The following is a 25,333-nucleotide window of genomic DNA, read 5'->3' on the forward strand; positions in this document are numbered from 1 at the left end:
ATGGGCTGGCTACGAACCAGGCGGCAGACCACGGGCGTGCGTGACGTTACCTCGCTCTCGGAGTCACCGATCACGTGGGCGCGGCTACTGCGCTCGGTCGACAACATCGACCTGTATTTGCAGAACGTGAACGACACTCCCGCGAACCAGACGATCATGACGTTGCCGCCGGGGTTCCGGCCGGGATGGACGCGACGCCTCACCTCATCAGCGGCGACCGGGTACGGGTATGTAGACCAGTCGGGCCGGGTGCGGCACTCGACCGCGATCACGAGCCCGACCATCATCTACGGCCTGTTCACGACAGCGAATCCGTTCCCTGACACTGATCCGGGGGTGCCTGGCTAATGGCGTGGCTGAAAAAGCATGCGGCAGCGACCGACGAGTACGACATCACTGGCCTAATTCCGGTGCCGATCGACGCTGGCCGTCTGTCGGTGGAGAGGGTCGGCGGCATCACGGTTCTGAGCGCGGAGAATATGAAGCTCGGTGAAATCGCCGGCTCGAATATCGACCTGCTACCGAACGGCACGCTGCCGGTCGGGCTTCGCACTCGACGCTCAAAATGGCACAACATCAGCATGTCCAACGGGCGGATCGTGCGTATCGCGTTGACCGCTGGCGGTCGCCTCGTCGCCTACTACGCGCAGACGGGCGACGTGCTGCATTTCACGCTGTTGTTCCCGACGCCTGGCGCGATGCCGACGACGATGCCGGGGGTGAAACTCTAATGGCGTGGCTTCGACGCTTCGGCAGTTTCAACACCGGCTGGGTTGACGTGCCGATCGGCACGGGTGACGGCTGGTGGCTCGACGGCACCGGCACTGTGCAGGTCCGTCGCCGCGGCGGCTCCGATCCCGACCTCGACATGCTCGACATTCGGTTCACGAACGTCGGAGTACTCCCCGACGCGCCCGAGTTCGGTTATCTGACCCCGGCAGGGTTCCTCCCAGATGGGTTCCGCGTGTGGTCGCCCGAGCGTGCCGCGATCAACCTCGGCAACGTGAACGGTAACCGCGAGTACCGGATCCGCATCATGCAGAACTCGCGGCTCCTCTTGCAGCGCGGCGGCGATCAGCCGGGCACCGGCGTGCAGGCGATCCAGGGCACGCTCTCGCTGCTCGCGTACGCGGCACGACCAGGAGGCTACTAGTGGCTTGGCTGAAACGCACGCCGTCGTGGCGGCTCATTGACGAGCTGTTCCAGAACGTCGAGTCAGTGAACAGCATCCGCGTGCGCAGAACGAACAGCGGGCAGATCGACTACTCGTTCAACGGGCTGAAGCTCTCCGCAACGGGCGGCATCATCGTGGCCTGGGGCTCGCTGCCGGTCGGCTACCGACCGAACTTCGCGCAGTACGCGGGCCTGCAATCCACCACCGGCAAGCTGCTCGACCTCACGCTAAATGTGGGCGGCGGAATCGTGTTCTCGGGCGGCGTGATTGGCGAGACGTACCGCGGCAACTTCACGGTGTTCACGAACCAGGCGATGCCGACAACGCATCCCGGAATCGAGGTGACCTGATGGCTTGGATTCGTCGCCGTGCTCGGCGCACCGGCTGGCGCAACGTCTCAGACGAGCTAATCAACGGGTGGGCGGGGATGCTGTTCGTCGCGCGCGCCGATGACGCCGTGTTTTTTCGTGGGAAGCTCGACGGCACGACCGCTACCGCCGCCGCAGCATGGAATATCCCGCTCGGGTTCCGCTGCCCGCCAGTCACACACAACGGCAGTTACGACTACGGCGCTTCGCTCGCATGGACGGAGGACAACAACCCGTCGGTGCGTCGCCTCAACTACTACAACAACCGGCTTGCGGTCATCGGCTACCAGACGAGCGACCGCCTGTTGATCGCTGATTCGTTCCTGACCGTCAACGCTTGGCCGATCACACTCCCGGGGGTGGCGGCATGAGTTGGCTACGGCGACATGACACTGGCCTGCGTGACCTGACCGCGCTGATTGAAGCGCCGGTGACCTCGGGGCGGCTCCTCACCCGGCGACGCCAGGACAAGCTCATCGTCGTGCTCGATGAGTTGACGTTCACCGACCCGCCGTCGAACGTGACGATGCCGCGGCTCATCGCGGGCTGGCGGCCGGAATACCGCATCCGCGAACTCTGGTTTCCGTCCATCTCGACGCAGGGCGGCGGCTCCTATGGCATCTCGACGGCGGGCTATTTCAACCTGTATGGGGCGCAGGCTGGGCAGGCTATCTCGGCGCGTGCTGAGGTCGAAGCGCTCGGCGCGTTCCCGACGACGATGATGGGGGTCGCGGCATGAAGACTGATTGGCAGTCGATTCCGACCGCGGCGAGCGGCCTGAAACCGCAGATGCCTGGTGAGCCGATCCAGTTTTTCCGGGTGAAGCGCGTCGGTGATCGCGCTCTGGTCGACCTCACCGGGCTTCGCCTCGATACCGAGAAACCCGGCCTGGCGAACCTCGGGCATCTCCCGGATTGGATGCGGCCGGAACTCCCGCACCAATACCACTGGGTGAACGATAGCCCAACGTCGCTGCATCCGTCGCTGTGCTCGGTGTACTACGGCCGCACGCTGTACTGGCACGAGACCCTGAAGGACGGGATGCTGCAAGTGCAGCGACCGACGACGCTCCGCGGCGGGTTCGAGTACACCTGCACGGCACCTATCCCGCCAGAGCTGATCATCCACTAGGGGGCGGCCATGCGTCTCGTCTCGCGTATCCCGGCCGGTAAGGGCCGCGTGGCGGCGGTCACGCTCCGCCTGATCTACGACGGTACCGAGACCTCTACGCCTATCGAGGTCACGGACCTACAGCTACAGCCGGGCGACCCGTCGGGTGTCGTACCGCACCCGCAGGACGTGAAGATCGAGACCGGCGGGCGGCAGTACCGCAACGGCGTGCTACCGCGCTCTGATGACACGGTGCTGGTGCTCGCGAACAACGACAGTGCAGCGCCGACGACCGTCACGGTGCGGCCGTCTGGCGTCGGCAACGTCAGGGTCGGTTCGTACCGGTTCGGCACGATCAACAAGACCGCGACCGTCGACGGTGGCAGCCACACCGCGACCCACGGGCACGGGCTCCCACCGATGCTAACGGAGCGCTCAGACGGGCACGTACCGGTCGATACGGAAGTGCCGGTGCATCTGACTATCGAGTGGCGCGAGCGCGCCTAGGAGGCCACGTGAGCGACCGTATTTGGTGTTGGACGGGGCATTTGTTCAATGACAGGACGCGCCTCGTCTTGGAGCATTACGGCGACCAGATCACCGACCTGTCGATTTTCGGCTGGCGCGTCGACGCGGCCGGGAATCTGACCGAGACGTTCGATGCTGATTTGCTCGACCCGTACCGGGCGAAGTGGCCGCACATCAAGTTCTGGCTCGCGTTCCGCAACGACGGCGACGCGAGCATTTTCACGGCGCTCCGCAACAACGCTTCGGCCCGGGCGAACCTGATTGCGGGGCTCACGGCCGCGCTGGATGCTCGCCCGTGGCTCGGCGGGATCGATATCGACCTTGAGCAGGGCGGCGGCATCGCGAACGCTCCCGCGGCAGAGGCGTTGTTTCAGCAGATTGCCGACCTCGCACACTCGCGTGGCCTCGAATGCTCGGCGGCTCTGCCTCCGCTCACCATCGACGGCAGCGTGGGTGGGCAGGATTGGGCACGCTACGCGCAGCTGGGGCAGATTCTCGACCAGGTCGCGATCATGAGCTACGACTTCGCGTGGATGGGCAGCGCGCCTGGCCCGATCAGCCCTGGTTATTGGATGCGCGGCGTCTACGAGTGGGCCGTGAGACAGATCGAGCCGTCCAAGATTCTCATGGGCTTGCCGCTGTACGCCTATTTCTGGCGCATCGAGACCTATCCGGCGAACCTCGGATGGCGATACCGCGGCGACTCCGGTACGTACTATGCGGCCTGGCAGCACTTCTCCGGGGTGCGCGCGCAGGACGGTAGCGACACCAACCCGGCAGGCTCCGGCAGCCATCACCGCATCGGGTGGCTCGCATTCCGCGAACTCGACTCGATGAGCGCGTGGGGCTTCACGGATGTGTACGACTGGCGCGACGCCTACTACTGGGATTCCGGTACACCTGCGATGACGCGCGACCTGTTCGAGGCGAAACCGTACATGGTGCGCTACGGGCTCCCGTCTGCGCTCGATCAGGGCGGAATGTGGGGCGTCACCGACAACTCGAGCGACTCGGAGGGCGGCCTGTACCGGCTGAACGCGCGCAGTGTGCGCGACGTAAACGGCCAGTACGTCTCACCCAAGTCGGGGTTCACGATGACCCTCGAACTCCTGAAACGCTATCCGGTGGCGGCGACGATCATGGACGACAACGCGGGGAACGCGCAGCAGCTGTCCAATTACTACAACGGCGACTGGGAGCAGTGGTCAAACGAGACTCGCAGCTATCACCAGTACCGGGGTACGGGCCAGCTCGACCTCGCGCACAGCTTCGGCGGCTCCGTCTACCTGCAGATTCGCGGGCAATTCGCCACGGCGGGCTGGATCGGCGTCACCGCCAGGGGTTACACGGTGGAGGTCAACAACACCGGCAGCCTGCGTATCCGGCAGGGGTCGACGGTGCTCGGCACCGCGTCCGTGCCGTCACGCGCGGTTGGGGATGACGCCGGCGAATCACGGTTCGTGCTCGCGATCCGGCTCCGCGAGAACAGCGTGCGGGCGTACTGGGCGGCCGGGGAGAACACCGCACCCACCCGCTACCTCAAGGTGAACGCGACGCCCTCGGGCGGCACGGTCGGCATCACCGCCACGGCCACCGCATGGATTGATCACGTCTATGTCGGTGACGGCTGGTGGTATCAGCCACGCGAAGCCGTGACGGTGAAGATCGGCGGCCGGTCGAAGACCCTCGGCAGGTTCGAGCGCGACGGCATCACCTGGGATGACAAGGGCAGGTTCCGGCCGGTCGATGACGTAGACGAAGACGCCACCCGCGCCGACGAAACCCGCTCCATCTCGCTCGACTGGGTTTACGACCACTGGGAAGACGTGCCGATCTATCCCGACACCCCGACCGATGTGGAGGTCATTGCGACCGATCATGACGTGTGGGTGGGCCGCGTGATCTGCCTCGACAAGGCCGGTTCGTTTATCGCGTATTGGTCGGACGCCGAAACCATCGTGCACTGGCGCGACCGTGCACGTCTCGATTACGGGCTTGCGGGCATCGCCCTCTGGTCACTCGGCCAGGAGGATACGCGCACCTGGTCGCGTCTGCGCGGCGGCGAACTCACTCCCGAAACTAAGCGGCTTGACCGTTGACGACCTCCTGTCGTCAACCGACGCCAGGAACACCAACGCCACCCCACGGGGTGGCGTTTCTCATTGAAAGAGGAAACACATGGCATACGGCTATGTAGTCGAAGATTCCGCGCTCTACGGCGAACTCGCCACGGGCGGCTACCGCTGGGCAGAGCCCGACTTCGCGACCCGCCGCAGCATCCAAGCCGCGCTCAAGAAGGTTGGCCGCTACCCCAAGTCGTCGCCGGTCGACGGCATCTGGGGGCCGAACACGATCAAGGGCATCCAGACGACGATCAAGCCACCACGCGCGGGCTACACCGGGCCTGTCGACGGCGCAGTCGGCCGCAACACCGTGAAGTACGTCCACGAATACGCCTACAACTGGAAGTACAACGTCACCATCGGCCGCTTCATCCGCCCGCTACCGAACAACATCCTCTCGAACAACCGTGCACCGTACGCGGGCATGAAGGGCTCGCACGCGACTCCGCTCGTGTGGGCGCACTTCCTCGGACGCCTCAGCGCCTAACGAGGGTCTTGCGTGTACGTCACGGCGTTCGCCGGCGACCACTCGCAGTAGAGGTTCCCGACGCGCTCAGTCTCGTTGCCGTCGATGAAGGTGACGAGCAGGCCGCCGTCTGTTGTCTCGAACTCGGTGAGAGCCGGGTCGAACGTGCCGTCGAAGGTGGCCTCAGTGTAGGTCGGCACGTCCTGTAGGAGCGCGTCGCGGCACTCGGTGGCGGCGGCCGCTTGGTCGTCTGCGCTGATCGGTGCGGGTGCCGGGGTCTTCGTATCGACGGCTCCGGCGCTCGCTCCCGCGCATCCCGTGAGCACGGCGAGAGCGAACAGGGCAGCAGCAGGAGCGAGATAGCGACGCATACCGGTCATCGTATCCGCGGCCACCGACACGCCCGGTCACAACAACACAACATTCCAGCGCCCACGAAGGGCGCTTTTTTCATGCCTGAAGGAGGCACCCCATGGCCACTGTCGACGCTGTCGCAGCCTGGATGAACAAGACTTACCCGACCCGAAACCACGACCAGCAGTGTCAGCGCCTCGTGTGGAACGTCATTTACTACCTCATGGGGTACACCCGTGACTCGCAGATGGTGACGTATCCGACGGCGCGGGCGGCGCGTCTCGCGTCGAAGATCGAATCGACGAATGCGAGTAAGGCTCCGGCGGGCGCGATCCACTACTGGCAGAACCCGGCCGCGGAAGGCCACGTCGGCGTGAGTCTCGGCGGCGAGTCTGTGTTGATGACGGGCACGTCGGCTGCGCTCGGCGCGGGCGGGCAGCTCCTCGGCAACAACTACGGCATCACCACCGTCTCCGCGTACACGCGCGCGAAGGGCAACCCATACCTCGGGTGGTCGCGGCGTAACGGCTCGAATGCGTCCATCGTCGGCAAGATCGCAGGCCGCGCCACCGGCAGCGCGTCGACGTCGAAGAGCGCAACCAAAGCCCAGTGGAAGACGATTCAGCGGTGGCTGAAGAAGCTGGGCCGCTACTCCGGCCCTGCTGACGGTGTTCCGGGAGTGAACACGTGGAAGGGCGTGCAGCGCACTGTACGCGACCGCGCAGGCTACACCGGACCGATTGACGGCAAGCCCGGAGTGAACACGTACAAGGGGATGCAGCGGTACGCGCAGGGCGGCGGCTACAAGGGGCCGATCGACGGCATCCTCGGCGCGAACAGCTGGCGTGGCTTCGTCGCCCGCCTGTCGAGCTAGGAGGAGCCATGTGGCGCACACTCCGCATGATCCTGCACGACCCGCCCCAATGGCGGCCCGTCGTCGCGACCGGCTACACCTTCGCCCTCCTCATGGGCGTCGTCACCATCATCGCCCCACCCCGCACCATCGAAACCCAGCTCGGTGACACCCTCGCCACCGTGTGGGGCGTGCTCCTCACCATCGGCGGCATCGGCGGGCTCGCGTTCGTCTACACCCGCTGGTGGTGGGCAGAACGCCTCTCCATCGCCGTCATCTGGATGGGTCTCGGCATGTACGGGTTCATCGTCGGACTCCTCGCGTTCACCGAGACCGGCAACCGATGGACACAGCTCGGCGCGCTCGCACTCGCGTTCTGTTTCTTCCTCCTCCGCTTCCTTCAGATCATCGGATGGGATTACCGACCACCTATCTACGACGACCGGGAGTAGCGCATGACGGTAGAGCAGATCATCGCGCTGTGCGGCGTGGTCCTGGGGTCGGGCAGCGCGGGCACTATCGCGATACAGCGGCTCATTGAACGCACCGGCTCGGCTGGGCAGCGGCGTCGTGACGATCTGAACAAAGCCTGGGATGCCTACGACCGGGAGCGGAAGTGGCGTCGCCGCATCGAGGACTACACCCACCAGCTCCGCCGAATGCTGATCGAGGCACCGTGCATCGACCCTGTCGACCTCCCGCCGTGGCCGTCGAGCAGCACCACCACCGAAACCCCAACCCAGGAAGGCAAGTAATTTGCTCGAACCGAACCTTGACCATGTGATCACGTCGCGTCTCGCGCGCCGCATCATCTACACCGTGTATGTGCTCGCGGTGTTCGTGATCGGCGCGCTGCAAGTCGCGTTCGCCGCGCTCGATGCGGGTACGCCGGAATGGCTGACCGTCGCCATCGCGGTCGCGGCGTATGCGGGTGTGCCTGTTGGCGCGCTCGCCGCCGTCAACACCCCATCGCAGGAATAGCCTTCATCCCGGCACGATTAAGCCCCCACCTGCACGCTCCGGCGTGCGGGTGGGGGCCATTTCTGCGTTTGCGATGCTGTCGAGTGGACGGAGCTAGCATGCGCGAAGCGGATGATGGATCAGTTCGTGCATTCGGCTTGCCGTGCAGCCCGTGGGTAGGGTACGTTTGAGATCGCGTAGCTAGAGATGAAACAGTTCTCCGAGCGCCAATTCGAGAAACCCACGCCACGGCGTGGGTTTCTGCGTTAGTGCAGCATAATTGGATCTGTGTTGCTTGCGTACATCGATGAGATTGGCGAACCAGGGGCGTTCGTCTCGAGGAATCATCCCCGATTCAGGACCAGCCCTGCATTCGGCTACGCCGGGTTCATCATCCCGTCCCGTCATGCCCGAGCGTTTGGCGCGATCTTCCAACATCAGAAGAACACACTCTTCAAAGCCGAGGTCGAGGCGGCAGAGCGACCCTCCCAATGGGAACGGAAGGGCGCTGACTTGTTCAGCAAGCACGTACACAAGCGGCACCCGCAGCATCTTCGCGTGTTCGACCATCTGGTTCGTAAGGTCAGGGAATTCGACGGGTCGTTGTTCTACTATGCCGATGAGAAACCCATCGGAACTGCTAAGCAAGTTGCGGTTGATCCCGAAGATCGCGAAAGAGACGCTATGAGCGAGACTCTAAACCGAATCGCAAGGCACTCCGACTACTGTGGACAAAATGTCATGGTGATGATCGATCAGATCAACGAAACGACGCGCGCCAAGCGCCTACCGAACATGTACGGCCACATCCTCGGGCGAGCGGCTCAACATCAGGAGATGAGGAGCATCGTTGAACCGCCGATGCACGTTGACAGCCAACTGAGTGCCAACATTCAGTTTGCAGACTGGGTTGCCGCTGCGGTAACGCGCGCAATCGACTACCAGCTGATCGAAAACTCCTACTACAGTTGGGTGACGGACAAGAAGAAGCTGAAGACACCGTTTGGTGCTTTCACCCACGAGTCGAAACTTCACCTACATCACCGAAGCGTAAGCGACTTAAATCACTCAGAGGTATTTTCTCGGGAGCGAAAGCTCTACCCGACTGTCGAGGGATTCCGAGTTGGGAGCAGCATAAGCCCGGAGATCGTGGCCAAGCTGCGCGGTAGGGCGGAGAAGTGATTCTGCGGACACCTACCAGAGAGTCGATCACGACCTAGGGAATGTGTCTGCGCCCCGTCTCTCTTTTGGGAGGGGCGGGGCGCTTTCTGCGTTTCCACATGTCGGCGGCCGGCTCTACTCTCATGCGCATGAGTAAGCAGCGCGCGGAGGGCGGCGACGCGATTGTCGCTGCGATCGAGCGTCAGCTACGTGAGGGGCATCCGCTCGCCGAGACGATCCATCCAGGGCAAGTGTGGCGGGTGCACGGTCACGCGACGCGCACACTCGCTTGGGTGCGATACCTACGGCCAGCAGAAGGCACCGGCCCGGCCTATCACGTGTATCGAGACACGGAAGGCGTGCGGCCGTGGGTGCGAAGCTTCGCGTCGCTCAACAGCGCGGTGGCGTGGGTGGTGCAGCACGCCGACGAGCTCAGGTGAGGCCGCGCTCGCTACAAATTCTCTACAAGTGGCACCGCAACCTAGGCCGATTTCAACCGACCTCATCGGATGACAGAACGCTAGAAAACCGCAGGTCGCACCGATATAACCCGCCTCAACCGTTCCGCCCCGATTTCCTCGGATAACCGCCCTGCAAAGCAGGATGTCGCAGGTTCAAATCCTGTCGTCCCGACAGTTGCATCGCGAACGCAGGGGTCGCAGTCGAGTGAGGTGGGCAAGTGCGCCCGGGTCGCACGAGCGCGCCCACCGCATCCGGCCGAGAGCGCCCATCGCGTCCGGCCGGGCGCGCCCACCGCACCCCTCGCCCACGGCGCCCACCGGGCCCAGCCCGGTAGTCTCGCCGTATCCTCCGAAATGCCGCCGCGGGCGGCGCGAGCGAGAGTCGAGCGCGACGATGACGTTCCAGAGTTCGAACCGCATCCTTCCCGGCACGAAGGCATTCCGTTCGACCTCGGCGGGCGCCGCCGCGAGTCGCGTCGCGCACCTGCAGACCATGACGCTCGGGATGCTCGACCGCGCGCCCGAGCCCGTGCCCGAGGTCGCGGCGACGCTCGACGAGCTCGGGGTCACGCCGGTCGAAGGCGGTTATCGCGACGCCGAGTGGGGCTGCGACGACGATCGCGAGACCTTCGCGCGACGCGTCGGGCTTCCGGGCACTGCGACCGCGGCAACGACCGCGACGCCGCACGAGACACCGCCCACCCCACCGGATACGCGCAGCCTGCGCCCCGTGCGCGAAGCGTTCGACGGCATCGGCGACACCCCGAAGCCCGACGACCTCAAGGCGCTGCTCGAGGCCTCGCTCACGGGCCCGACCGCGATCGAGCGCGTCGCGGGCGCGCAGGCGCTCGACCGGCTCTCGCACGGAACGCACGAGCCGGCCCGCGACGTGCTGCGCGCATCCCTCGCTTCGCCGGCGCACGACGTGCGGAGCATTGCCGAGCTCTCGTCGGTCGGCCCGCTCGAGCCCCAACCCGCGGTCGCCGCGACGACCACCACCCTCGAGCGGTCGACCGGTGCCGTGAGCTTCGCGCTTCACGGCACGTGGGCACGCCTGTCTCCGTCGGGCTGGTTTCGCCCCGGCCAGCCGATGCACGAGTACATTCGCGAGCACGTGTCGGCCGACCTCTACTCGCGGCCCGACTTCCCGCGCTGGTCGGGCGGGCTGAGCGAGGCCGACCGCGTCGCGGGCGGGGAGGGGCTCCTCACCTGGGTCGCCGAGCACACCGGCGGCGAACAGGTCGACGCGATCTACGCCCACAGCCACGGCGGCAACGTCGCGCTCGAGGCGATCGCGCGCGGGCTCAAGGTGCACCTGCTCGTGCTCCTGCACGTGCCGCCGCGGCCGAGGGAGGATGCGCAGTGGGCCGACATTCGCGACAACGTCGAGCGAACGCTCGTGTATCGAACGCTGCTCGACCGGGTTGTGCTCGCCGACATGATCTCGACCGGCAGCGTCGGCGGGGCCTTTTCGCAGCGCTTCGACGAACAGCAGCTCCCGCACGTCGACAACCACCCCGACCCGATCTCGGGGCCGTGGTTCAGCCACGACTACTTCACGAAGGTCGCGAACTGGGAGCGGCATCACGTCGCGAACGACGTGACCTACTACCGCGGCGAACCGCCGATGTCGACGCCCGTTGCCACGTGACCGCAATCGGGTTAGGCTCCCCTTAGTTATTCGGGGTTACTAATTCGAGGGGAGCGGCATGACGTCGGTCGGACGCCCACGTCAAATTGATGCGAACGACATCGCGCGCGCCGGCTGCGAGCTCGGGATGCGCAACCTGAGCCTCAAGGCGGTCGCGGCCGCGCTCGGCATCACGCCGGCAGCGCTCTACCGTCACGTCGACGGCCGCTGGGGCCTCGAGCGACTCGTCGGCGAGCGCATGCTCGAAGACCTCGTCATCGACGACGACCCGGCCCACACGACCGCGCAGCACCTGCTCGCGCTGGGGCTCGGGCTGCGGGAGTTCGTGCTCGCGCATTCGGGCATCGCCGCGTACCTGCAGACCCTTTTCCCGCGCGGCGATGCCGGCCGCCGGCTGCTCGCGGGGGAGGTGCGGGCGCTCACACGGCGCGGCTACGCGCCCGGCGCCGCGGTCGTCGTCGCGAGCGCCGTCGCGTCGATGTCGATCGCCTACGCGGCGGCCGAGGAGCGGCAGCGCGAGCACGCCGACGGCGTCGAGGCGCAGCGGCTGGACGCGATCGCGCAGCTCGCGGGCTACGCCGACCTCGGGGCGGCGCACGCGTCGGTGCCCGAGCTCGACTGGGCCGACTACGTGCGACTCGTGCTCGTCGCGGCGATCGACGGGCTGCTCGGCGCCGCGCCGCCGGGTCGGCCAGTCGCCGAAATTGTGGAGTTTCTCGAAGCGAAGGGGGCGGGCGTCTAATGGCGAAACGCGGATTCCAGGGAGCGGTGATGCGCAGCTTCGGCGCGCGCGATCACGTCGCGACCGTCATGGGCACAGAACTGCTCGCGCCGAAGTTTCTTCGAGTGCGGTTCACGTCGCCGACGCTGTTCGGCGAGGTGGAGGCGCCGCCCACCGCCTGGCTGCGGTTTTGGTTCCCCGACCCCGAGGGCGCCGACGTCGAACACCAGCGCGCGTACACGTTCACCGAGGCGAACCCCGACACCGGCGAGTTCGCCGTCGACTTCGTGCTGCACCAGCCCGCCGGTCCGGCCTCGGCGTGGGCGGAGCGCGCCGAGCCGGGCGCGACGGTGTCGCTCATGTCGATGGGATCGACGAAGTTCGAGCTACCCGACGAGTTGCCCGCCGGCTACCTCCTCATCGGCGACTCGGCGTCGATCCCCGCGATCTCCGCAATTCTCCGCACGGTGCCCGACGAGGTGCCGATCGAGTGCTACCTCGAGCAGCACGACCCCGATGACCGCCGCATTCCGCTTCCGACGCATCCTCGCCTGCGCCTCCACTGGGTGCCGCGGCAGGGGCCGAACTCGCTCGCCGCGGCACTCGAGCCGCGCGACTGGTCGGACTGGTACGCCTGGGTCGCGCCCGAATCCGGCAGCATGCGGCACATTCGCGCTCGCCTGAAAGACGAGTTTGGCTTCCCGAAGTCGGAGCAGCACCTGCAGGCCTACTGGATGTTCGGCCGCGAGATGGGCAAGCTTCGCGCCACCGAGAAGGAGGAGCTCGCGACACCCGAGCAACTCGCCGAGAACCGCGTTGAAACCGTCGAGGCGGCGCCCGAGCCGGCCGCCGAAACGACAGAACCGGCCCCCGACCCCACCGCTCCGACCCCGGATACGCGTGGCCGGTGGCGCGCCGAAGCTGGCGGCAGGCTGCTGCGGCCGCTGCGGGGAACCCTGATCGCCGCGGGCATCCTGCAGGGCATCGTCACGCTCATCGAACTCGCGCCGTATTTCCTGCTCGCCGAGCTCGCGCGACTCCTGCTCGTGGGCGCGCCGGCCGAGCGGCTCTGGACGGTCGGCATCTGGGCGGTCGCGCTGCTCGGCGCGGGTGCCCTGCTGTCGATGCTCATGCTCCTCTGGCTCCACGTCGTCGACGCCCGCTTCGAGCGCGACCTGCGCCAGCGACTCCTCGCGAAGCTCGCGCGCCTGCCGCTCGGCTGGTTCGACGCACGCACGTCCGGGCAGGTCAAGCAGCTCCTCCACGACGACACACTGTCGCTGCACTATCTCGTGACGCACGCGGTGCCCGACGCCGTCGCCGCGGTCGTCGCCCCGGTCGCCGTGCTCATCTACCTGTTCTCGATCGACTGGCGCCTTGGCCTGCTCCTGCTGCTGCCCGTGCTCGTCTATATCTTCGCGATGAGCTGGATGCTCATCCAGTCGGGGCACAAGACCGCCCGGGCCCTGCGCTGGGCCGAGCGGATGAACAGCGAGGCCACCGGGTACCTCGAGGGGCAGGCCGTCGTGCGGGTGTTCGGCGGCGCGGCCGCTTCGACGTTCCGCGCGCGGCTCGGCGAGTACGTCGCGTTCCTCAGCGACTGGCAGCGGCCCTTCACCGGCGCGAAGACGGTCATGGACCTCGCGACGCGACCCGCGACCTCGGTCATGCTCCTCGTGCTGCTCGGCACGCTGCTCATCACGACCGGCAGCATGGACGCCGCGGCGCTCCTGCCGTTCATGCTGCTCGGCACGACGTTCGGCGCGCGGCTGCTCGGCATCGGCTACGGGCTGAGCGGCCTGCGGTCGGGGCTGCTCGCGGCCCGGCGCATCCAGAACACCCTCGACGAGCGCGAGCTCGGCACCGCCGACGCGATGTCGGCCACGGCCGACCGCCCGGCGGGTCACGTCGAATTCGCCGGCGTCGACTTCGAGTACCGTCCGAACGTTCCCGTGCTGCGCGACGTCTCCCTCGAGCTCGCGCCCGGCACGCTCACGGCGCTCGTCGGGCCCTCGGGCTCGGGCAAGTCGACCCTCGCGGCGCTGCTCGCGCGGTTCCACGACGTCACGGGCGGCGCGATTCGCATCGACGGCCGCGACGTGCGAACCCTCACACCCGACGAGCTCTACACCAGGGTCAGCTTCGTGTTCCAGCAGACGCAGCTCGTACGCGGAACCGTGCGCGAGAACCTCGCGCTCGCGGTGCCCGACGCGACGGATGCGCAGATCGAGTCGGCCGCCCGCGCGGCGCAGATCCACGAACGCATGCTTCGCCTGCCAGACGGCTACGACACCATGCTCGGCCCCGACGCCGAGCTGTCGGGCGGGGAGCGGCAGCGGCTCACAATCGCGAGGGCGCTCCTCGCCGACACCCCGGTGCTCGTGCTCGACGAGGCGACGGCGTTCGCCGACCCCGAATCGGAATACCTCGTGCAGCGCGCCATCAACCGGCTCACCGAGGGGCGAACCGTGCTCGTCATCGCCCACCGGCTGCACACGATCGTCGGCGCCGACAACATCGTCGTGCTCGATCACGGCCGCATCGTCGAGACCGGCACGCACGACGCGCTGCTCGCCGCCGACGGCCGCTACCGCAAGCTCTGGGACGCCGCCGCGAGCGGCGCCGCCACCCCGACGACCGAAACGGAGCCCGCATCGTGATCCGCACCCTGCTCTCCCTGCTCCCGCCCGACTCCCGCTCGCGAGTCGGCCTGCACCTCGCGCTCACGGTCGTGAGCATCGCCCTGCGCGCCGTCGCAACCGTGCTGCTCGTGCCGCTCGTCGCGGCCCTGTTCTCGCCGGCGCCGACCGACGCGTGGCCGTGGGCCGGGTGGATCGCCCTCGTCACGATCTCGGGCCTCATCGTCGACTGGTTCGTCGCGAGGATCGCCTTCGAGCTCGGGTTCGCGGTGCTCGACCGCGGGCAGCACGAGGTCTCGCACCGACTGACGCGCACGCCGCTCACCTGGTTTACCGCCGAGAACACGGCCACGGCCCGGCAGGCGATCGCAGCGACCGGCCCCGACCTCGTCGGCATCTTCGTCTATCTCGTGACGCCGCTCCTCGGCGCGATTGTGCTGCCCATCGCGATCGCGCTCGCGCTGCTGCCGGTCGCGCCGCTCCTCGGCGTCGCCGCGCTCGTCGGCGTGCCGGTGCTCCTCGGCGCGTACCTGCTCGCCGTGCGCTGCAACCGGGCCGCCGATCGCGCGGCCGCCGAATCGAACAGTGCGCTCACCGAGCGCATCATCGAGTTCGCCCGAACCCAGCACGCGCTCCGTTCGGCCCGCCGAGTCGACCCGGCCCGCAGCCAGGTTGGCGCGGCGCTCGCGAGCCAGCACAGCGCGGTCATGCGCATGCTGTTCATGCAGGTGCCGGGCCAGCTGCTGTTTTCGGTCGCGAGCCAGATCGCGCTGATTCTGCTCGCCGGTGCGACGGTGTGGCTCACCGCGACGGGCCGCATCGCGGCGCCCGAGGCGATCGCGCTCATCGTCGTCATCGCCCGCTACCTCGAGCCGTTCACGACGCTCGCCGAGCTCAGCGGCGGGCTCGAAACCTCGACCGTGACGCTCCGGCGCATCCGCAGCGTGCTCGACGCGCCGATGCTCGCCGAGGGTGAGGCGAGGCTCCACACGGATGCGCCGGGTCGCGTCGAACTGCGCGGGGTCGACTTCCGTTATGCCGACGACGCCCCGCCGGTCATCGATGGCCTCGACCTGACCCTGGAACCGGGCACGACGACGGCCATCGTCGGGCCGTCGGGCTCCGGCAAGAGCACGATCCTCGCGCTGCTTGCCGGGCTCTACGAGCCGACCTCCGGTGAGATCCGCTTCGCCGGCACCGACGTCACCACGGTTCGCGCCGACGACCGCCGGGCCCACGTCAGCGCGGTGTTCCAGCACTCGTACCTGTTCGACGGCACGATTCGCGAGAACGTGCTCGTCGGCGATCTGGGCGCGAGCGAGGGCGACCTCGCCGAGGCGGCGCGCCTCGCGCAGCTCGACTCGCTGCTCGGGCGATTGCCCGAGGGCTGGGACGCTGGCGTGGGGGAGGGTGGCGCGAACCTCTCGGGCGGCGAGCGTCAGCGCGTCGCGATCGCGCGGGCCCTGCTCAAGCGAGCGCCGCTGCTGCTCATCGACGAGGCGACGAGCGCACTCGACAACGAGAACGAAGCGGCGGTCACGACCGCGCTCGGCGCCGACTCGACCGTCGGCACGCGCGTGATTGTCGCGCACCGACTCGCGAGCATCCGGGCCGCCGACCGGGTCATATTTGTCGAGCGCGGGCGCATCGTCGAAGACGGCGCGCCCGGCGACCTCATCGCCGCCGGTGGCCGCTTCGCGGAGTTCTGGGGCGAGCAGGACGCGGCCGCCGGGTGGCGTCTCGGCGCGGCTACCGACTGACCTTCCGCACGGCCCACGGGAGCAGCACCGTCACGATACCGACCGCCGAGCCAATCACCGTCTCGAGGCCGCGGTCGTAGAGCAGGGCTCCCGCATGTACGTCGGCGCCAGCCCCCTGCATCGCGAGCTCAATCGAGAGCAGCGCGAGCGGCGTCACGAACAGCTGCCCGAGCACGTACGAGCGCACGATCACGAGCTCGGTGAGGCCCTGGAACAGCGCGATGAGCAGAATGAGGGCCCACAGGGGCGGATGCGCGAGGCTCGCGAGCGCGGCGATCACGAGGCCGCCGCAGGTGCCGATCACGCGGTGCAGACCGCGGTTCACCGCGAGCCGGGTCGGGTGGCCGGCGAGCGGCACGACGGAGGCGAGCTGTGCCCAGTACGTGTGGTTGATGCCCCACGGCTCACTGAGCAGCAGCGCGGCGGTGCCGGCGACCGCGGCCGAGGCGACATTCAGGGCGACGAGCGGATACGCGACCGCGGCGGCATCGCCCCGGAACACGCCACCGGCCGGCCAGCCGAAGGGTTTCCAGAAGCGCCGGCCGAGCAGGCGCGACGACATGCCCATCGCGAGCGACCAGCAGATCACCACGATCGAGGTCACGACGGCCTCGCCGATCGGCGGCTGCGTCGGCATCGAGGCGACGGCGCCGAACGCAAAGACGAAGAAGAGTGAGCCGCCCGGGCGCAGCTCCCAGTACTGGGTGACGAGCGCGGTGATGCCGGCGACGAGCGCGATGACTCCGGCCATCGACCACTCCGCCATCGGCCACTCGGCCATCGTCCCCTCGGCCATCGACCCCTCGGCAGCGGGGGAGCTGGCGAGCAGTGTCGCGGCCGCGATCGCGCCGAGCAGCGTCGCGAACATGAGCATCCCGGCCCGCAGCTGCATGTGCAGCCGCGCGCCGTGCGACACGTTGCGGCCGTAGATCGACGGGAACGCGCCGAACGACGCGAACACGGCGAGGTCGAGCCGCCCGATCGCGAGCAGCACGAAGAGTGGCACGAGCACCGTGATGCTGCAGCGAATCGCCACCTCATGGTCGCGGTTCGCGGGCCCGAGCTCGAACAGCGACAGGCGAGGGGCGCGGGCCGCGGAACCTTGCGAAGCGTTGTCAGCGGGCACGCAGCACCTTCCTTACATCGAGGGACCCCGGCATCGAGGGGGCCCTACATCGAGAGTCGAGCCGCGGGGCAGGGCCGCCGCGAACGAAACGACATCGGGCTCGAGGCGCGTCACGGCGCGGAATACCGCGCGACGGCAGCCGTCGATTAACGTCTTCATAACGATACGCGGATGCCGCGGGATGCGCGAAATGACGCGGATCCCGCGGCCGCGGATCTCCGTATCGGCGGGCGAGTGGGCACCGATTTTCTCAGCCTGATCGGGCCTCGCGTTCAGCGTTCGCTAGGATTGGTTCGCTGTTAAGCCGCCGGTCGGCGCCCGCAACTGGCCCGACTGACGCCGTGGAGACGGGGTCTCCGCGCCATGCGCGACGGTTCCCAGCCTGGCTGATTCGTGATTATTCCGGCCCGGTGACGAGCTTGTTGTGCCGATGAAGTGGGTATTCCACCCCTCGTGTGCCGTTTGCGTGCGCGGTTACGACAATCACTAGAGGAGAGTTCGTGCCAGACACTGCCATTTCTGTCGAGCACCTGTACAAGGTGTTCGGCAAGCAGCCCAAAGAGGCTGTTGAACGTTTGAAGAAGGGGGCGACGCGAGACGAACTCGCGCCGGCGTCAACCGCCGCCGTGATCGACGCCTCGTTCGACGTTCACCCCGGCGAGATCTTCGTGGTCATGGGCCTTTCGGGCTCGGGTAAGTCCACGCTGATCCGCATGCTCAATGGCCTCAACCCGACGACCTCGGGTTCGGTCAAGGTGCGCGGTCAGGAGCTCGTTGGTGCGAGCCCCGCGACCGTGCGCAAGATTCGCCGCGAGCACATCTCGATGGTGTTCCAGCACTTCGCGCTTTTCCCGCACCGCACGGTGCTCGAGAACGTCGCGTTCGGCCTCGAGGTGCAGGAAGTGCCGAAGGCGAAGCGCGAAGAGCAGGCCCGTAAGGTGCTCGAGACCGTCGGCCTCGACAAGTGGGCGAACTCGTTCCCCGGCGAGCTGTCGGGCGGTATGCAGCAGCGCGTCGGCATCGCCCGCGCGCTCTGCGCCGAGACCGAGATCCTGCTCATGGACGAGGCGTTCAGCGCCCTCGACCCGCTGATCCGCCGCGAGATGCAGGAGGAGCTCGTCGAGCTCCAGCAGCAGCTCGGCAAGACGATCGTGTTCATCACGCACGACCTCAACGAGGCGATGTTCCTCGGCGACCGCATCGCCGTGATGCGCGCTGGCGAGATCGTGCAGATCGGCACGCCCGAGGAGATCCTCACGAGCCCCGCCAACGACTACGTCGAGCAGTTCGTGCAAGACGTCGACCGCTCGCGCGTGCTCACCGCCTCGGCGGTCATGCAGCCCGCGCTCGCGGTTGTGCCGCTCAGCGTTGGTGTGAACGGTGTCGCGAAGATCATGCGCGACCTCCAGGTGTCGAGCGTGTTCGTCGTCGAGCGCAACAAGCTCGTCGGCGGCGTGACCGAGGCCCAGATCGGCCGCGCACGCCGTCGCGGTGACGTGCAGCTCTCGGAGATCGTTGACCGCGAGATTCCGCGCGTGAAGCCCGACGACCTGCTCACCGACCTCTTCGAGGCGTCGGTCGACACCTCGATGCCGCTGCCGGTCGTCGACGAGCGCGAGCGCATCCTCGGCGTCGTGCCGCGCGTCGCGCTGCTCAGCTCGATGACGACGAACACGGGCGCGTTCGACCTGCCCGCGGGCGCCGCGCTCACCGACCCGCAGATTCCGGTCGTGCCCGAGGGCACCACCGTCGAGGAAGCCGTGGAGGCGATTACCGCCGACGAAGCCCCGGCCGCTGACCTTGGAGAGGAGGGCACCCGATGAACACCGAACCGTTCTGGCGTGCACCGTTCGGCACGTGGATCGAACTCGCCGTTGACTGGGTCGTGCAGGTGCTCGGCGGCTTCTTCGATGTCGTTCGCATCGTGCTCGAGTTCTTCTACGACGCGCTCAACACGTTCTTCAACTGGCCCCCGTTCTGGGTGATGATCATCCTCATCGCGGCGTTCGCCTTCATGATGAAGGGCTGGAAACTCGCGGTCGGGTCGATCATCGGCCTCTTCTTCATCTACTTCGTCGACCAGTGGGCGAACGCGATGTCGACGCTCTCGCTCGTGCTCGTCGCGAGTGCGCTCGCGCTCATCATCGCGATCCCGGTCGGCATCTGGGCCGCAAAGTCGAGTCGAGCCTCGCAGGTGATTCGACCCGTGCTCGACTTCCTGCAGACGATGCCCGCGATGGTGTACCTCATCCCCGCGCTCATTCTGTTCGGCGTCGGCCCGGTTCCCGGCATCTTCGCGACCGTGCTGTTCGCGGTCGCCCCCGGCGTGCGCATGACCGAGCTCGGTATTCGCGGTGTCGACTCCGAGGTGGTTGAGGCCGGATACGCGTTCGGCGCGACCCCCGGCCGCATCCTTCGCCAGGTGCAGCTGCCACTCGCGATGCCGTCGATCATGGCCGGTGTGAACCAGGTCATCATGCTCTCGCTGTCGATGGTCGTCATCGCCGGCATGGTCGGGGCCGGCGGCCTCGGCCAGCAGGTGACCTCGTCGCTCGGTACCGCCGACGTCGCCCTCGGCTTCGAGGCCGGTATGTCGGTTGTGATCCTCGCGATGATGCTCGACCGCATCACCGGTTCGATCGGCAAGTCGCGCTTCTCGGGCCTCTGGGGCAAGATCGTCGCGATCGCCGTCATCGTCGCGATCGTCATCGCGAACCTCATCCCGAGCCCGAGTGCGGGCGCGGGCCCCGAGAACGGCGACGAGGCCGAGGTCACGATCGGCGTGTTCACGGGCTGGCCCGAGGGTGAGGCCGTGAGCGAGCTGTGGAAGGCCATTCTCGAAGAGAAGGGCTACACCGTGAACCTCGAGTACGTCGACGCCGTCGCCGGCTACATCGGCCTCTCGCAGGGCCGGTACGACCTGCTGCTCGACACCTGGCTGCCGATCACGCACAAGGAGTACGTCGAGGAGTACGGCGACCAGATCAACCAGCTCGGTGCCTGGAACGACGAGGCCGTGCTCACCTTCGCGGTGAACTCGGATGCGCCGATCGACTCGATCGACGAGCTCGCCGACCACGCCGACGAGTTCGGGAACACGATCTACGGCATCGAGCCGGGCGCTGGCCTCACGGCCGCGACGAAGGACAACGTGATCCCGACCTACGGTCTCGAGGGCATGAACTACGTCACCTCGTCGACCCCGGCGATGCTCTCGGAGCTCAAGTCGGCGATGAACTCGGGCGAGAACGTGGTCGTCACCCTCTGGCGTCCGCACTGGGCGTACGACGAGTACGACATCAAGGACCTCGAGGATCCCGAGGGCACGCTCGGCGAGACGGAGTCGATCTACAGCTTCAGCTCGCAGGAGTTCCCCGACACGCACCCGAACGTGACGCAGTGGATCACCGACTTCAAGATGGACTCGGAGACCCTCTACTCACTCGAGAACGCGATGTTCAACGAGTACGACGGCAACGACTACGGTCCGATCGTCGACGAGTGGATCGACGAGAACCAGGAGTACGTCGACTCCCTCACCGCCGAATAAGCAGACCGCTTCATCGCCACGAGGTGTCACCACCTCGGGTACGGATGCCCCACTCGCGCACGTGAGTGGGGCATCCGTCGCTTTCCTTCCGAACAAAAATTGCGGCAGATTCAGGCGAGACGCGTAGTATTAGACGCTGTTTGTGTGCCAACTCCCGGTTCGACTCCGGGGCAGGCGCCATCACACGCTCTGGCCGCACGCTTCGGCCCCCACCTAATCCGCAGGAGATTTTCCACGTGAAGACCACGGTCGACAAGATCAACCCGACCCACGCCAAGCTCACGATCACCGTGACGCCCGAGGACTTCAAGCCCTACCTCGACGGTGCCTACCGCGCCATCTCGAACCAGGTGCAGGTTCCCGGCTTCCGCAAGGGCAAGGTGCCGAACCAGATCATCGACCAGCGCGTCGGCCGCGAGGTCGTCGTCGACCAGGCGATCAACGACGGTCTCGACACCTTCTACCAGCAGGCGCTCAACGAGACCGGCCTGCTGCCCCTCGGCCGCCCCGAGGCCGACGTCGCCGAGACCCCCGACCTCAAGGACCTCTCGGGCGACCTCGTCGTCACGGTCGAGGTTGACGTGCGCCCCGAGGTGACCCTCGGCGAGTACAAGGGCCTCAAGCTCGAGGTCGAGGCCGCCGACGTCAGCGATGACGACGTCGAGGCCGAGCTCACCACGCTGCGCCAGCGCTTCGGCACGCTGAAGACCGTCGAGCGTCCGCTCGCCAACGGTGACTTCGCGATCATCGACCTCGTTGCGAAGATCGACGGCGACGTCGTCGACGAGGCCGCGGGCCTCTCGTACGAGGTCGGCTCGGGCGAACTGCTCGACGGCACCGACGAGGCGATCCTCACCCTCACCGAGGGCGAAGAGACCACCTTCAACTCGACCCTACTCGGCGGCGACCACGCCGGCGAAGAGGCCGAGATCACCGTGAAGATCAACTCGGTCAAGGAGCGCGAGCTCCCCGAGGTTGACGACGACTTCGCCCAGCTCGCGAGCGAGTTCGACACGGTCGACGAGCTCCGCGACGACCTGCGCGAGCAGGCCGCGAAGAAGAAGACGTTCGGCCAGGTTGAAGAGGCGCGCGCGAAGGCGATCGACGCGCTCATCGCCGCGACCGAGGTGCCCGTTCCCGAGCAGATGATCGAGGACGAAGTGGCCCGCCACCTCGAGAACGAGGGCCTGCAGCCCGACGACGAGCACGGCAACGAGGTGCGCGAGCAGGCGCAGAAGTCGTTCCAGCAGCAGGTGATTCTCGACGAGATCATCAAGGCCGAGTCGGTCGAGGTCGAGCAGAACGAGTTCACCGAGTTCCTGTTCCAGCAGGCCTCGCAGTACGGCATGGCACCCCAGCAGTACATCGAGGTGCTCCAGCAGAACAACCAGCTCCCGCAGGTCATCGGTGAGGTCGCCCGCTCGAAGGCGATCCTCTACGTGCTCGAAGACGCCGAGATCGTCGACACGAACGGCAACGCCGTCGACATCGACGAGTACACCGCCGTCGTGAAGCAGGCCCGCGAGAAGCAGGCCGAGGCCGCCGAGTCGGCCGAGACGGTCGACGCCGCAGAGGCCGACGCCGACGCCGCGACCGACGAGGCCGCGACCGGCGAGAAGTAGTCGCTGAGTCAGTTCGGGCGGGGCACGTGGTGGCCCGCCCGTTCTGCGTTTCCGCCCCAGCCCATCCGCGCGCATCCCTCCGCCCGCATCCCTCTGCCCGCACCCATCCTGGTGATCTCCGCTGACTGACGGCAATTTGCGGCATTTTCCTTGAAAATGTCGCAAATTGCCGTCAGTCAGCGGAGGAGGAGGCGTTGGATGCGCGCGCGAATGTCGCGCTGCAGGGGTCGCGTCGAGGGGTCGCTTGGGTCATACACCTCGACAACCACGCCGACGGCGAACAGCAGTGCTCCCTCAGGGTCGCCTCGACTAAATTTGCAGAAGACCTACGAAGGAGAAGCATCCGTGGCTGAACTGCAAATGCCGAATAGCGTCTTCGATCGACTCCTGAAAGACCGCATCATCTGGTTGGGCGAGGACGTTCGAGACGACAACTCGAACGAAATCTGCGCAAAGATGCTGCTGCTGTCAGCGGAAGACCCGGAGCGCGACATCTACCTCTACATCAACTCGCCGGGTGGCTCAGTCACCGCGGGTATGGCGATCTACGACACGATGCAGCTCGTGCCGAACGATGTCGTCACGGTCGGCCTCGGCATGGCCGCCTCGATGGGGCAGCTCCTGCTCACGTCTGGTGCACCGGGCAAGCGGTACATCACGCCGAACACGCGCGTGCTGCTGCACCAGCCGCTCGGCGGCTTCGGCGGTACGTCGTCGGACATCCAGCGCCAGGCGCAGCTCATCCTCGACATGAAGCAGCGCCTCGCCGAGATCACGGCGAAGCGCACGGGCAAGACCGTCGAGCAGATCAACGAAGACGGCGACCGCGACCGCTGGTTCACCGCCGAGGAGGCCCTCGAGTACGGCTTCGTCGACCACATCTCGGAGTCGGCGACGTCGGTCGTCGGCGGTGGTGGCACCGACCGTCGCATCTCGAACGACCCGGGTGAGGCCGGGGCCTCGGGCGACGAGAACTAGGCGCGAAGGAAGAAGGACTACCAAGTGTTGAACAACCCCGCATCCGGCATCGCCGGCAACCTGCCCGAATCGCGCTACATCCTCCCGAGCTTCGAGGAGCGCACCGCCTACGGCTTCAAGCGGCAAGACCCGTACGCGAAGCTGTTTGAAGACCGCATCGTGTTCCTCGGCGTACAGATCGACGACGCGTCGGCCGACGACGTCATGGCACAGCTGCTCGTGCTCGAGTCGCAAGACCCCGACCGCGACATCACGATGTACATCAACTCGCCTGGTGGCTCGTTCACCGCGATGACGGCGATCTACGACACGATGCAGTACATCCGCCCCGAGGTGCAGACGGTCTGCCTCGGCCAGGCCGCCTCGGCCGCGGCCGTGCTGCTCGCCGCCGGCCAGCCCGGCAAGCGCCTCGCGCTGCCGAACGCGCGCGTGCTGATTCACCAGCCCGCCGTCAGCGGTGGCGGCCAGGGCCAGGCGTCGGACATCGAGATTCAGGCGAACGAGGTGCTGCGCATGCGTCAGTGGCTCGAGGAGGCCCTCGCGAAGCACTCGGGTAAAGACCAGTCGTCGATCTCGAACGACATCGAGCGCGACAAGATCCTCTCGGCGAATGAGGCCCTCGAGTACGGGCTCATCGACCAGGTGCTGTCGAGCCGCAAGGGCGCGCAGCCGGTCATCGTCGACTAATCACGTCGTCTCCACGAAGCGGCGGCCCCGAGCCTTTGAGCTCGGGGCCGCCGCTTCGTTGTTGCGCGGTGTGGGTCAGCTGCCGTTCGCGGCCGGCCGCTCGGGCAGCACGATGCCGTCGTCGATCGTGACGCCCTCGACGCGCTCGGCGGGGATGCGCTCGCCCGCCTCGATCGCGACGCTGAGCCGGTTCTCGTGCGGGGGCAGCGGGCAGGTCGCGAAGTCGGTGTAGGCGCACGGGAGGTTCACGGCGCGGTTGAAATCGATGGTCGTGCGGCCGTCGGCGTCGGGCGCGGCGACCGCGACCGAGCGCAGTGCCGAGTACGTCGTGACGCCGCTCGTCGCGTCGGCGAAGAGCACGAGCAGGCCGCCGTCGGCACCGGGGAACGCCGTGAGTCGAACGGTCTCGCCGCCGATCGTGAGTTCGAGCTCGCCGGGGGAGTCGTAGACGTGCTGCAGGCCGTCGATTGCCGCGCCGACCGTGACCGGCTTCGGCTCGGCGAACGGATGGAAGGTCGCGTCGATGCGCCACGCGGGGTCGGGCTCGTACGCGGGCGTGCCGCGGTAGTCGCTGAGGAACACGGCGTCGTCGAGCCGCGGCCGCGCGATGTCGTGGCCGCCGCGCTTCGCGATCTCGAGGTGGCCGCCAGGGAACGCGAGCAGCAGCCCGCCGCGCTCGGGTATCGGCGCGAACTCGTGGTGGCCAGTGATGCGCTCGCCGTCGAGGCGGAGCCACTCGCCGTCGGCGAGGTCGACCCGCACCTGCCCGTCGACCGACGACCAGGCGCCTGGCGCGCCGTCGAGCGCGATGGGGGAGTCGCCGAGCCAGAACAGCCCGACGATCGCGAAGAAGCCCTTCGGGTCGCGGCGCGAGCGCTCGCGGGCGTCGTGCCACCGCTGCCAGTCGGCAGTGAAGGTCGCGGTGTCAGTGGTGGATGCGGTGGTCATGGTGTCGGTCGCCTCGCCTCGTCGGTGCCAGAAGTCGAATGCCTCCAGCATCCTCCTGTGCCGCCGGGCGCGCGACTGCAGCCGCGCATCCCG

General features: G+C 67.1%; 28 protein-coding genes. 25 read left to right on the plus strand and 3 right to left on the minus strand.

Features of this window, described 5'->3' with window-relative positions; all coding sequences use genetic code 11:
• The 10 genes from G328_RS0106050 (at position 1) to G328_RS0106095 (ending at position 5,790) form a co-directional block, all read left to right on the plus strand.
• The gene (locus tag G328_RS0106050) at positions 1–348 is read left to right on the plus strand and encodes a hypothetical protein (RefSeq protein WP_154651537.1); all 348 of its coding nucleotides are present in this window, start codon (positions 1–3) and stop codon (positions 346–348) included.
• Positions 348–731: a hypothetical protein gene (locus G328_RS0106055; protein WP_019618448.1), complete on the plus strand. Its 384-nt coding sequence runs from the start codon at positions 348–350 to the stop codon at positions 729–731. Before G328_RS0106050 ends, G328_RS0106055 begins: the two co-directional genes overlap by 1 nt.
• Complete coding sequence (locus tag G328_RS0106060; protein WP_019618449.1) at positions 731–1,153, plus strand: hypothetical protein; 423 nt, start codon at positions 731–733, stop codon at positions 1,151–1,153. The genes G328_RS0106055 and G328_RS0106060 overlap by 1 nt, the downstream gene beginning before the upstream one ends.
• Positions 1,153–1,524, plus strand: coding sequence for a hypothetical protein (locus G328_RS0106065; RefSeq protein WP_019618450.1), 372 nt, complete (start codon positions 1,153–1,155; stop codon positions 1,522–1,524). Before G328_RS0106060 ends, G328_RS0106065 begins: the two co-directional genes overlap by 1 nt.
• On the plus strand, positions 1,524–1,913 hold the full coding sequence (locus G328_RS0106070) for a hypothetical protein (protein ID WP_026339687.1): 390 nt from the start codon (positions 1,524–1,526) through the stop codon (positions 1,911–1,913). The genes G328_RS0106065 and G328_RS0106070 overlap by 1 nt, the downstream gene beginning before the upstream one ends.
• Entirely contained in the window at positions 1,880–2,281 is a 402-nt protein-coding gene (locus G328_RS0106075) for a hypothetical protein (protein WP_154651538.1), read from the plus strand. Before G328_RS0106070 ends, G328_RS0106075 begins: the two co-directional genes overlap by 34 nt.
• Positions 2,278–2,673 (plus strand): hypothetical protein, encoded by a 396-nt coding sequence (locus G328_RS0106080; protein ID WP_019618453.1) that lies wholly within the window; start codon positions 2,278–2,280, stop codon positions 2,671–2,673. The genes G328_RS0106075 and G328_RS0106080 overlap by 4 nt, the downstream gene beginning before the upstream one ends.
• A 9-nt stretch (positions 2,674–2,682) precedes the next feature.
• The gene (locus tag G328_RS0106085) at positions 2,683–3,159 is read left to right on the plus strand and encodes a hypothetical protein (RefSeq protein ID WP_019618454.1); all 477 of its coding nucleotides are present in this window, start codon (positions 2,683–2,685) and stop codon (positions 3,157–3,159) included.
• Positions 3,160–3,167: 8 nt separating this feature from the next.
• Positions 3,168–5,279 carry a glycosyl hydrolase family 18 protein gene (locus G328_RS0106090; RefSeq protein ID WP_187325739.1) on the plus strand — a complete coding sequence of 704 codons (2,112 nt, stop codon included), beginning with the start codon at positions 3,168–3,170 and terminating at the stop codon, positions 5,277–5,279.
• A gap of 79 nt (positions 5,280–5,358) precedes the next feature.
• Positions 5,359–5,790 (plus strand): hypothetical protein, encoded by a 432-nt coding sequence (locus G328_RS0106095; RefSeq protein WP_019618456.1) that lies wholly within the window; start codon positions 5,359–5,361, stop codon positions 5,788–5,790.
• On the opposite strand, the gene G328_RS0106100 is transcribed toward G328_RS0106095, so the two are convergent.
• Positions 5,787–6,140: a hypothetical protein gene (locus G328_RS0106100; RefSeq protein ID WP_019618457.1), complete on the minus strand. Its 354-nt coding sequence runs from the start codon at positions 6,138–6,140 to the stop codon at positions 5,787–5,789. The two genes, G328_RS0106095 and G328_RS0106100, sit on opposite strands and share 4 nt — an antisense overlap.
• Before the next feature lie 101 nt (positions 6,141–6,241).
• On the opposite strand from G328_RS0106100, the gene G328_RS0106105 reads away from it, so the two are divergent.
• From G328_RS0106105 to G328_RS0106150, 10 genes are all read left to right on the plus strand, one after another.
• Positions 6,242–6,997: a peptidoglycan-binding domain-containing protein gene (locus G328_RS0106105; protein WP_019618458.1), complete on the plus strand. Its 756-nt coding sequence runs from the start codon at positions 6,242–6,244 to the stop codon at positions 6,995–6,997.
• A gap of 8 nt (positions 6,998–7,005) precedes the next feature.
• Positions 7,006–7,428 carry a hypothetical protein gene (locus tag G328_RS0106110; RefSeq protein WP_019618459.1) on the plus strand — a complete coding sequence of 141 codons (423 nt, stop codon included), beginning with the start codon at positions 7,006–7,008 and terminating at the stop codon, positions 7,426–7,428.
• A gap of 3 nt (positions 7,429–7,431) precedes the next feature.
• On the plus strand, positions 7,432–7,731 hold the full coding sequence (locus G328_RS0106115; RefSeq protein ID WP_019618460.1) for a hypothetical protein: 300 nt from the start codon (positions 7,432–7,434) through the stop codon (positions 7,729–7,731).
• A 1-nt stretch (position 7,732) separates the two neighbouring features.
• Positions 7,733–7,957 (plus strand): hypothetical protein, encoded by a 225-nt coding sequence (locus G328_RS0106120; protein WP_019618461.1) that lies wholly within the window; start codon positions 7,733–7,735, stop codon positions 7,955–7,957.
• A gap of 267 nt (positions 7,958–8,224) precedes the next feature.
• The gene (locus tag G328_RS0106125; protein ID WP_026339688.1) at positions 8,225–9,118 is read left to right on the plus strand and encodes a DUF3800 domain-containing protein; all 894 of its coding nucleotides are present in this window, start codon (positions 8,225–8,227) and stop codon (positions 9,116–9,118) included.
• A 128-nt stretch (positions 9,119–9,246) separates the two neighbouring features.
• Positions 9,247–9,537, plus strand: coding sequence for a hypothetical protein (locus G328_RS0106130; protein ID WP_154651539.1), 291 nt, complete (start codon positions 9,247–9,249; stop codon positions 9,535–9,537).
• 415 nt (positions 9,538–9,952) lie between these two features.
• Positions 9,953–11,209 carry a hypothetical protein gene (locus G328_RS0106135; RefSeq protein ID WP_019618464.1) on the plus strand — a complete coding sequence of 419 codons (1,257 nt, stop codon included), beginning with the start codon at positions 9,953–9,955 and terminating at the stop codon, positions 11,207–11,209.
• A gap of 58 nt (positions 11,210–11,267) precedes the next feature.
• Positions 11,268–11,951 carry a hypothetical protein gene (locus G328_RS0106140; RefSeq protein WP_019618465.1) on the plus strand — a complete coding sequence of 228 codons (684 nt, stop codon included), beginning with the start codon at positions 11,268–11,270 and terminating at the stop codon, positions 11,949–11,951.
• A complete protein-coding gene (locus tag G328_RS0106145) occupies positions 11,951–14,590 on the plus strand; it encodes an ABC transporter ATP-binding protein/permease (protein WP_040904963.1) in 2,640 nt (879 codons plus the stop codon). The genes G328_RS0106140 and G328_RS0106145 overlap by 1 nt, the downstream gene beginning before the upstream one ends.
• Positions 14,587–16,329, plus strand: a complete 1,743-nt coding sequence (locus G328_RS0106150) for an ABC transporter ATP-binding protein (RefSeq protein ID WP_019618467.1) — start codon at positions 14,587–14,589, stop codon at positions 16,327–16,329. Before G328_RS0106145 ends, G328_RS0106150 begins: the two co-directional genes overlap by 4 nt.
• On the opposite strand, the gene G328_RS0106155 is transcribed toward G328_RS0106150, so the two are convergent.
• The gene (locus tag G328_RS0106155) at positions 16,319–17,455 is read right to left on the minus strand and encodes an FUSC family protein (protein WP_019618468.1); all 1,137 of its coding nucleotides are present in this window, start codon (positions 17,453–17,455) and stop codon (positions 16,319–16,321) included. The two genes, G328_RS0106150 and G328_RS0106155, sit on opposite strands and share 11 nt — an antisense overlap.
• 500 nt (positions 17,456–17,955) lie before the next feature.
• Between G328_RS0106155 and G328_RS0106160 the strand changes: the two genes are divergently transcribed.
• The 5 genes from G328_RS0106160 (at position 17,956) to G328_RS0106180 (ending at position 24,292) form a co-directional block, all read left to right on the plus strand.
• Positions 17,956–19,278: a quaternary amine ABC transporter ATP-binding protein gene (locus G328_RS0106160; protein WP_019618469.1), complete on the plus strand. Its 1,323-nt coding sequence runs from the start codon at positions 17,956–17,958 to the stop codon at positions 19,276–19,278.
• Positions 19,275–21,005: a glycine betaine ABC transporter substrate-binding protein gene (locus G328_RS16840; RefSeq protein ID WP_019618470.1), complete on the plus strand. Its 1,731-nt coding sequence runs from the start codon at positions 19,275–19,277 to the stop codon at positions 21,003–21,005. Before G328_RS0106160 ends, G328_RS16840 begins: the two co-directional genes overlap by 4 nt.
• A gap of 236 nt (positions 21,006–21,241) precedes the next feature.
• Complete coding sequence (tig, locus tag G328_RS14445; RefSeq protein WP_019618471.1) at positions 21,242–22,627, plus strand: trigger factor; 1,386 nt, start codon at positions 21,242–21,244, stop codon at positions 22,625–22,627.
• 360 nt (positions 22,628–22,987) lie between these two features.
• Positions 22,988–23,605: an ATP-dependent Clp protease proteolytic subunit gene (locus tag G328_RS14450; RefSeq protein WP_019618472.1), complete on the plus strand. Its 618-nt coding sequence runs from the start codon at positions 22,988–22,990 to the stop codon at positions 23,603–23,605.
• Between the two features lie 24 nt (positions 23,606–23,629).
• Positions 23,630–24,292, plus strand: coding sequence for an ATP-dependent Clp protease proteolytic subunit (locus tag G328_RS0106180; RefSeq protein WP_019618473.1), 663 nt, complete (start codon positions 23,630–23,632; stop codon positions 24,290–24,292).
• A 75-nt stretch (positions 24,293–24,367) separates the two neighbouring features.
• Here the strand turns inward: G328_RS0106180 and G328_RS14455 are convergent, their stop codons facing one another.
• The gene (locus G328_RS14455; protein ID WP_019618474.1) at positions 24,368–25,291 is read right to left on the minus strand and encodes a DUF1684 domain-containing protein; all 924 of its coding nucleotides are present in this window, start codon (positions 25,289–25,291) and stop codon (positions 24,368–24,370) included.
• Positions 25,292–25,333 lie beyond the last annotated feature (42 nt).

Origin of the sequence: [Zimmermannella] faecalis ATCC 13722, assembly GCF_000381765.1 — a bacterium.
GTDB classification, from domain to species: Bacteria; Actinomycetota; Actinomycetes; order Actinomycetales; family Microbacteriaceae; genus Gulosibacter; species Gulosibacter faecalis.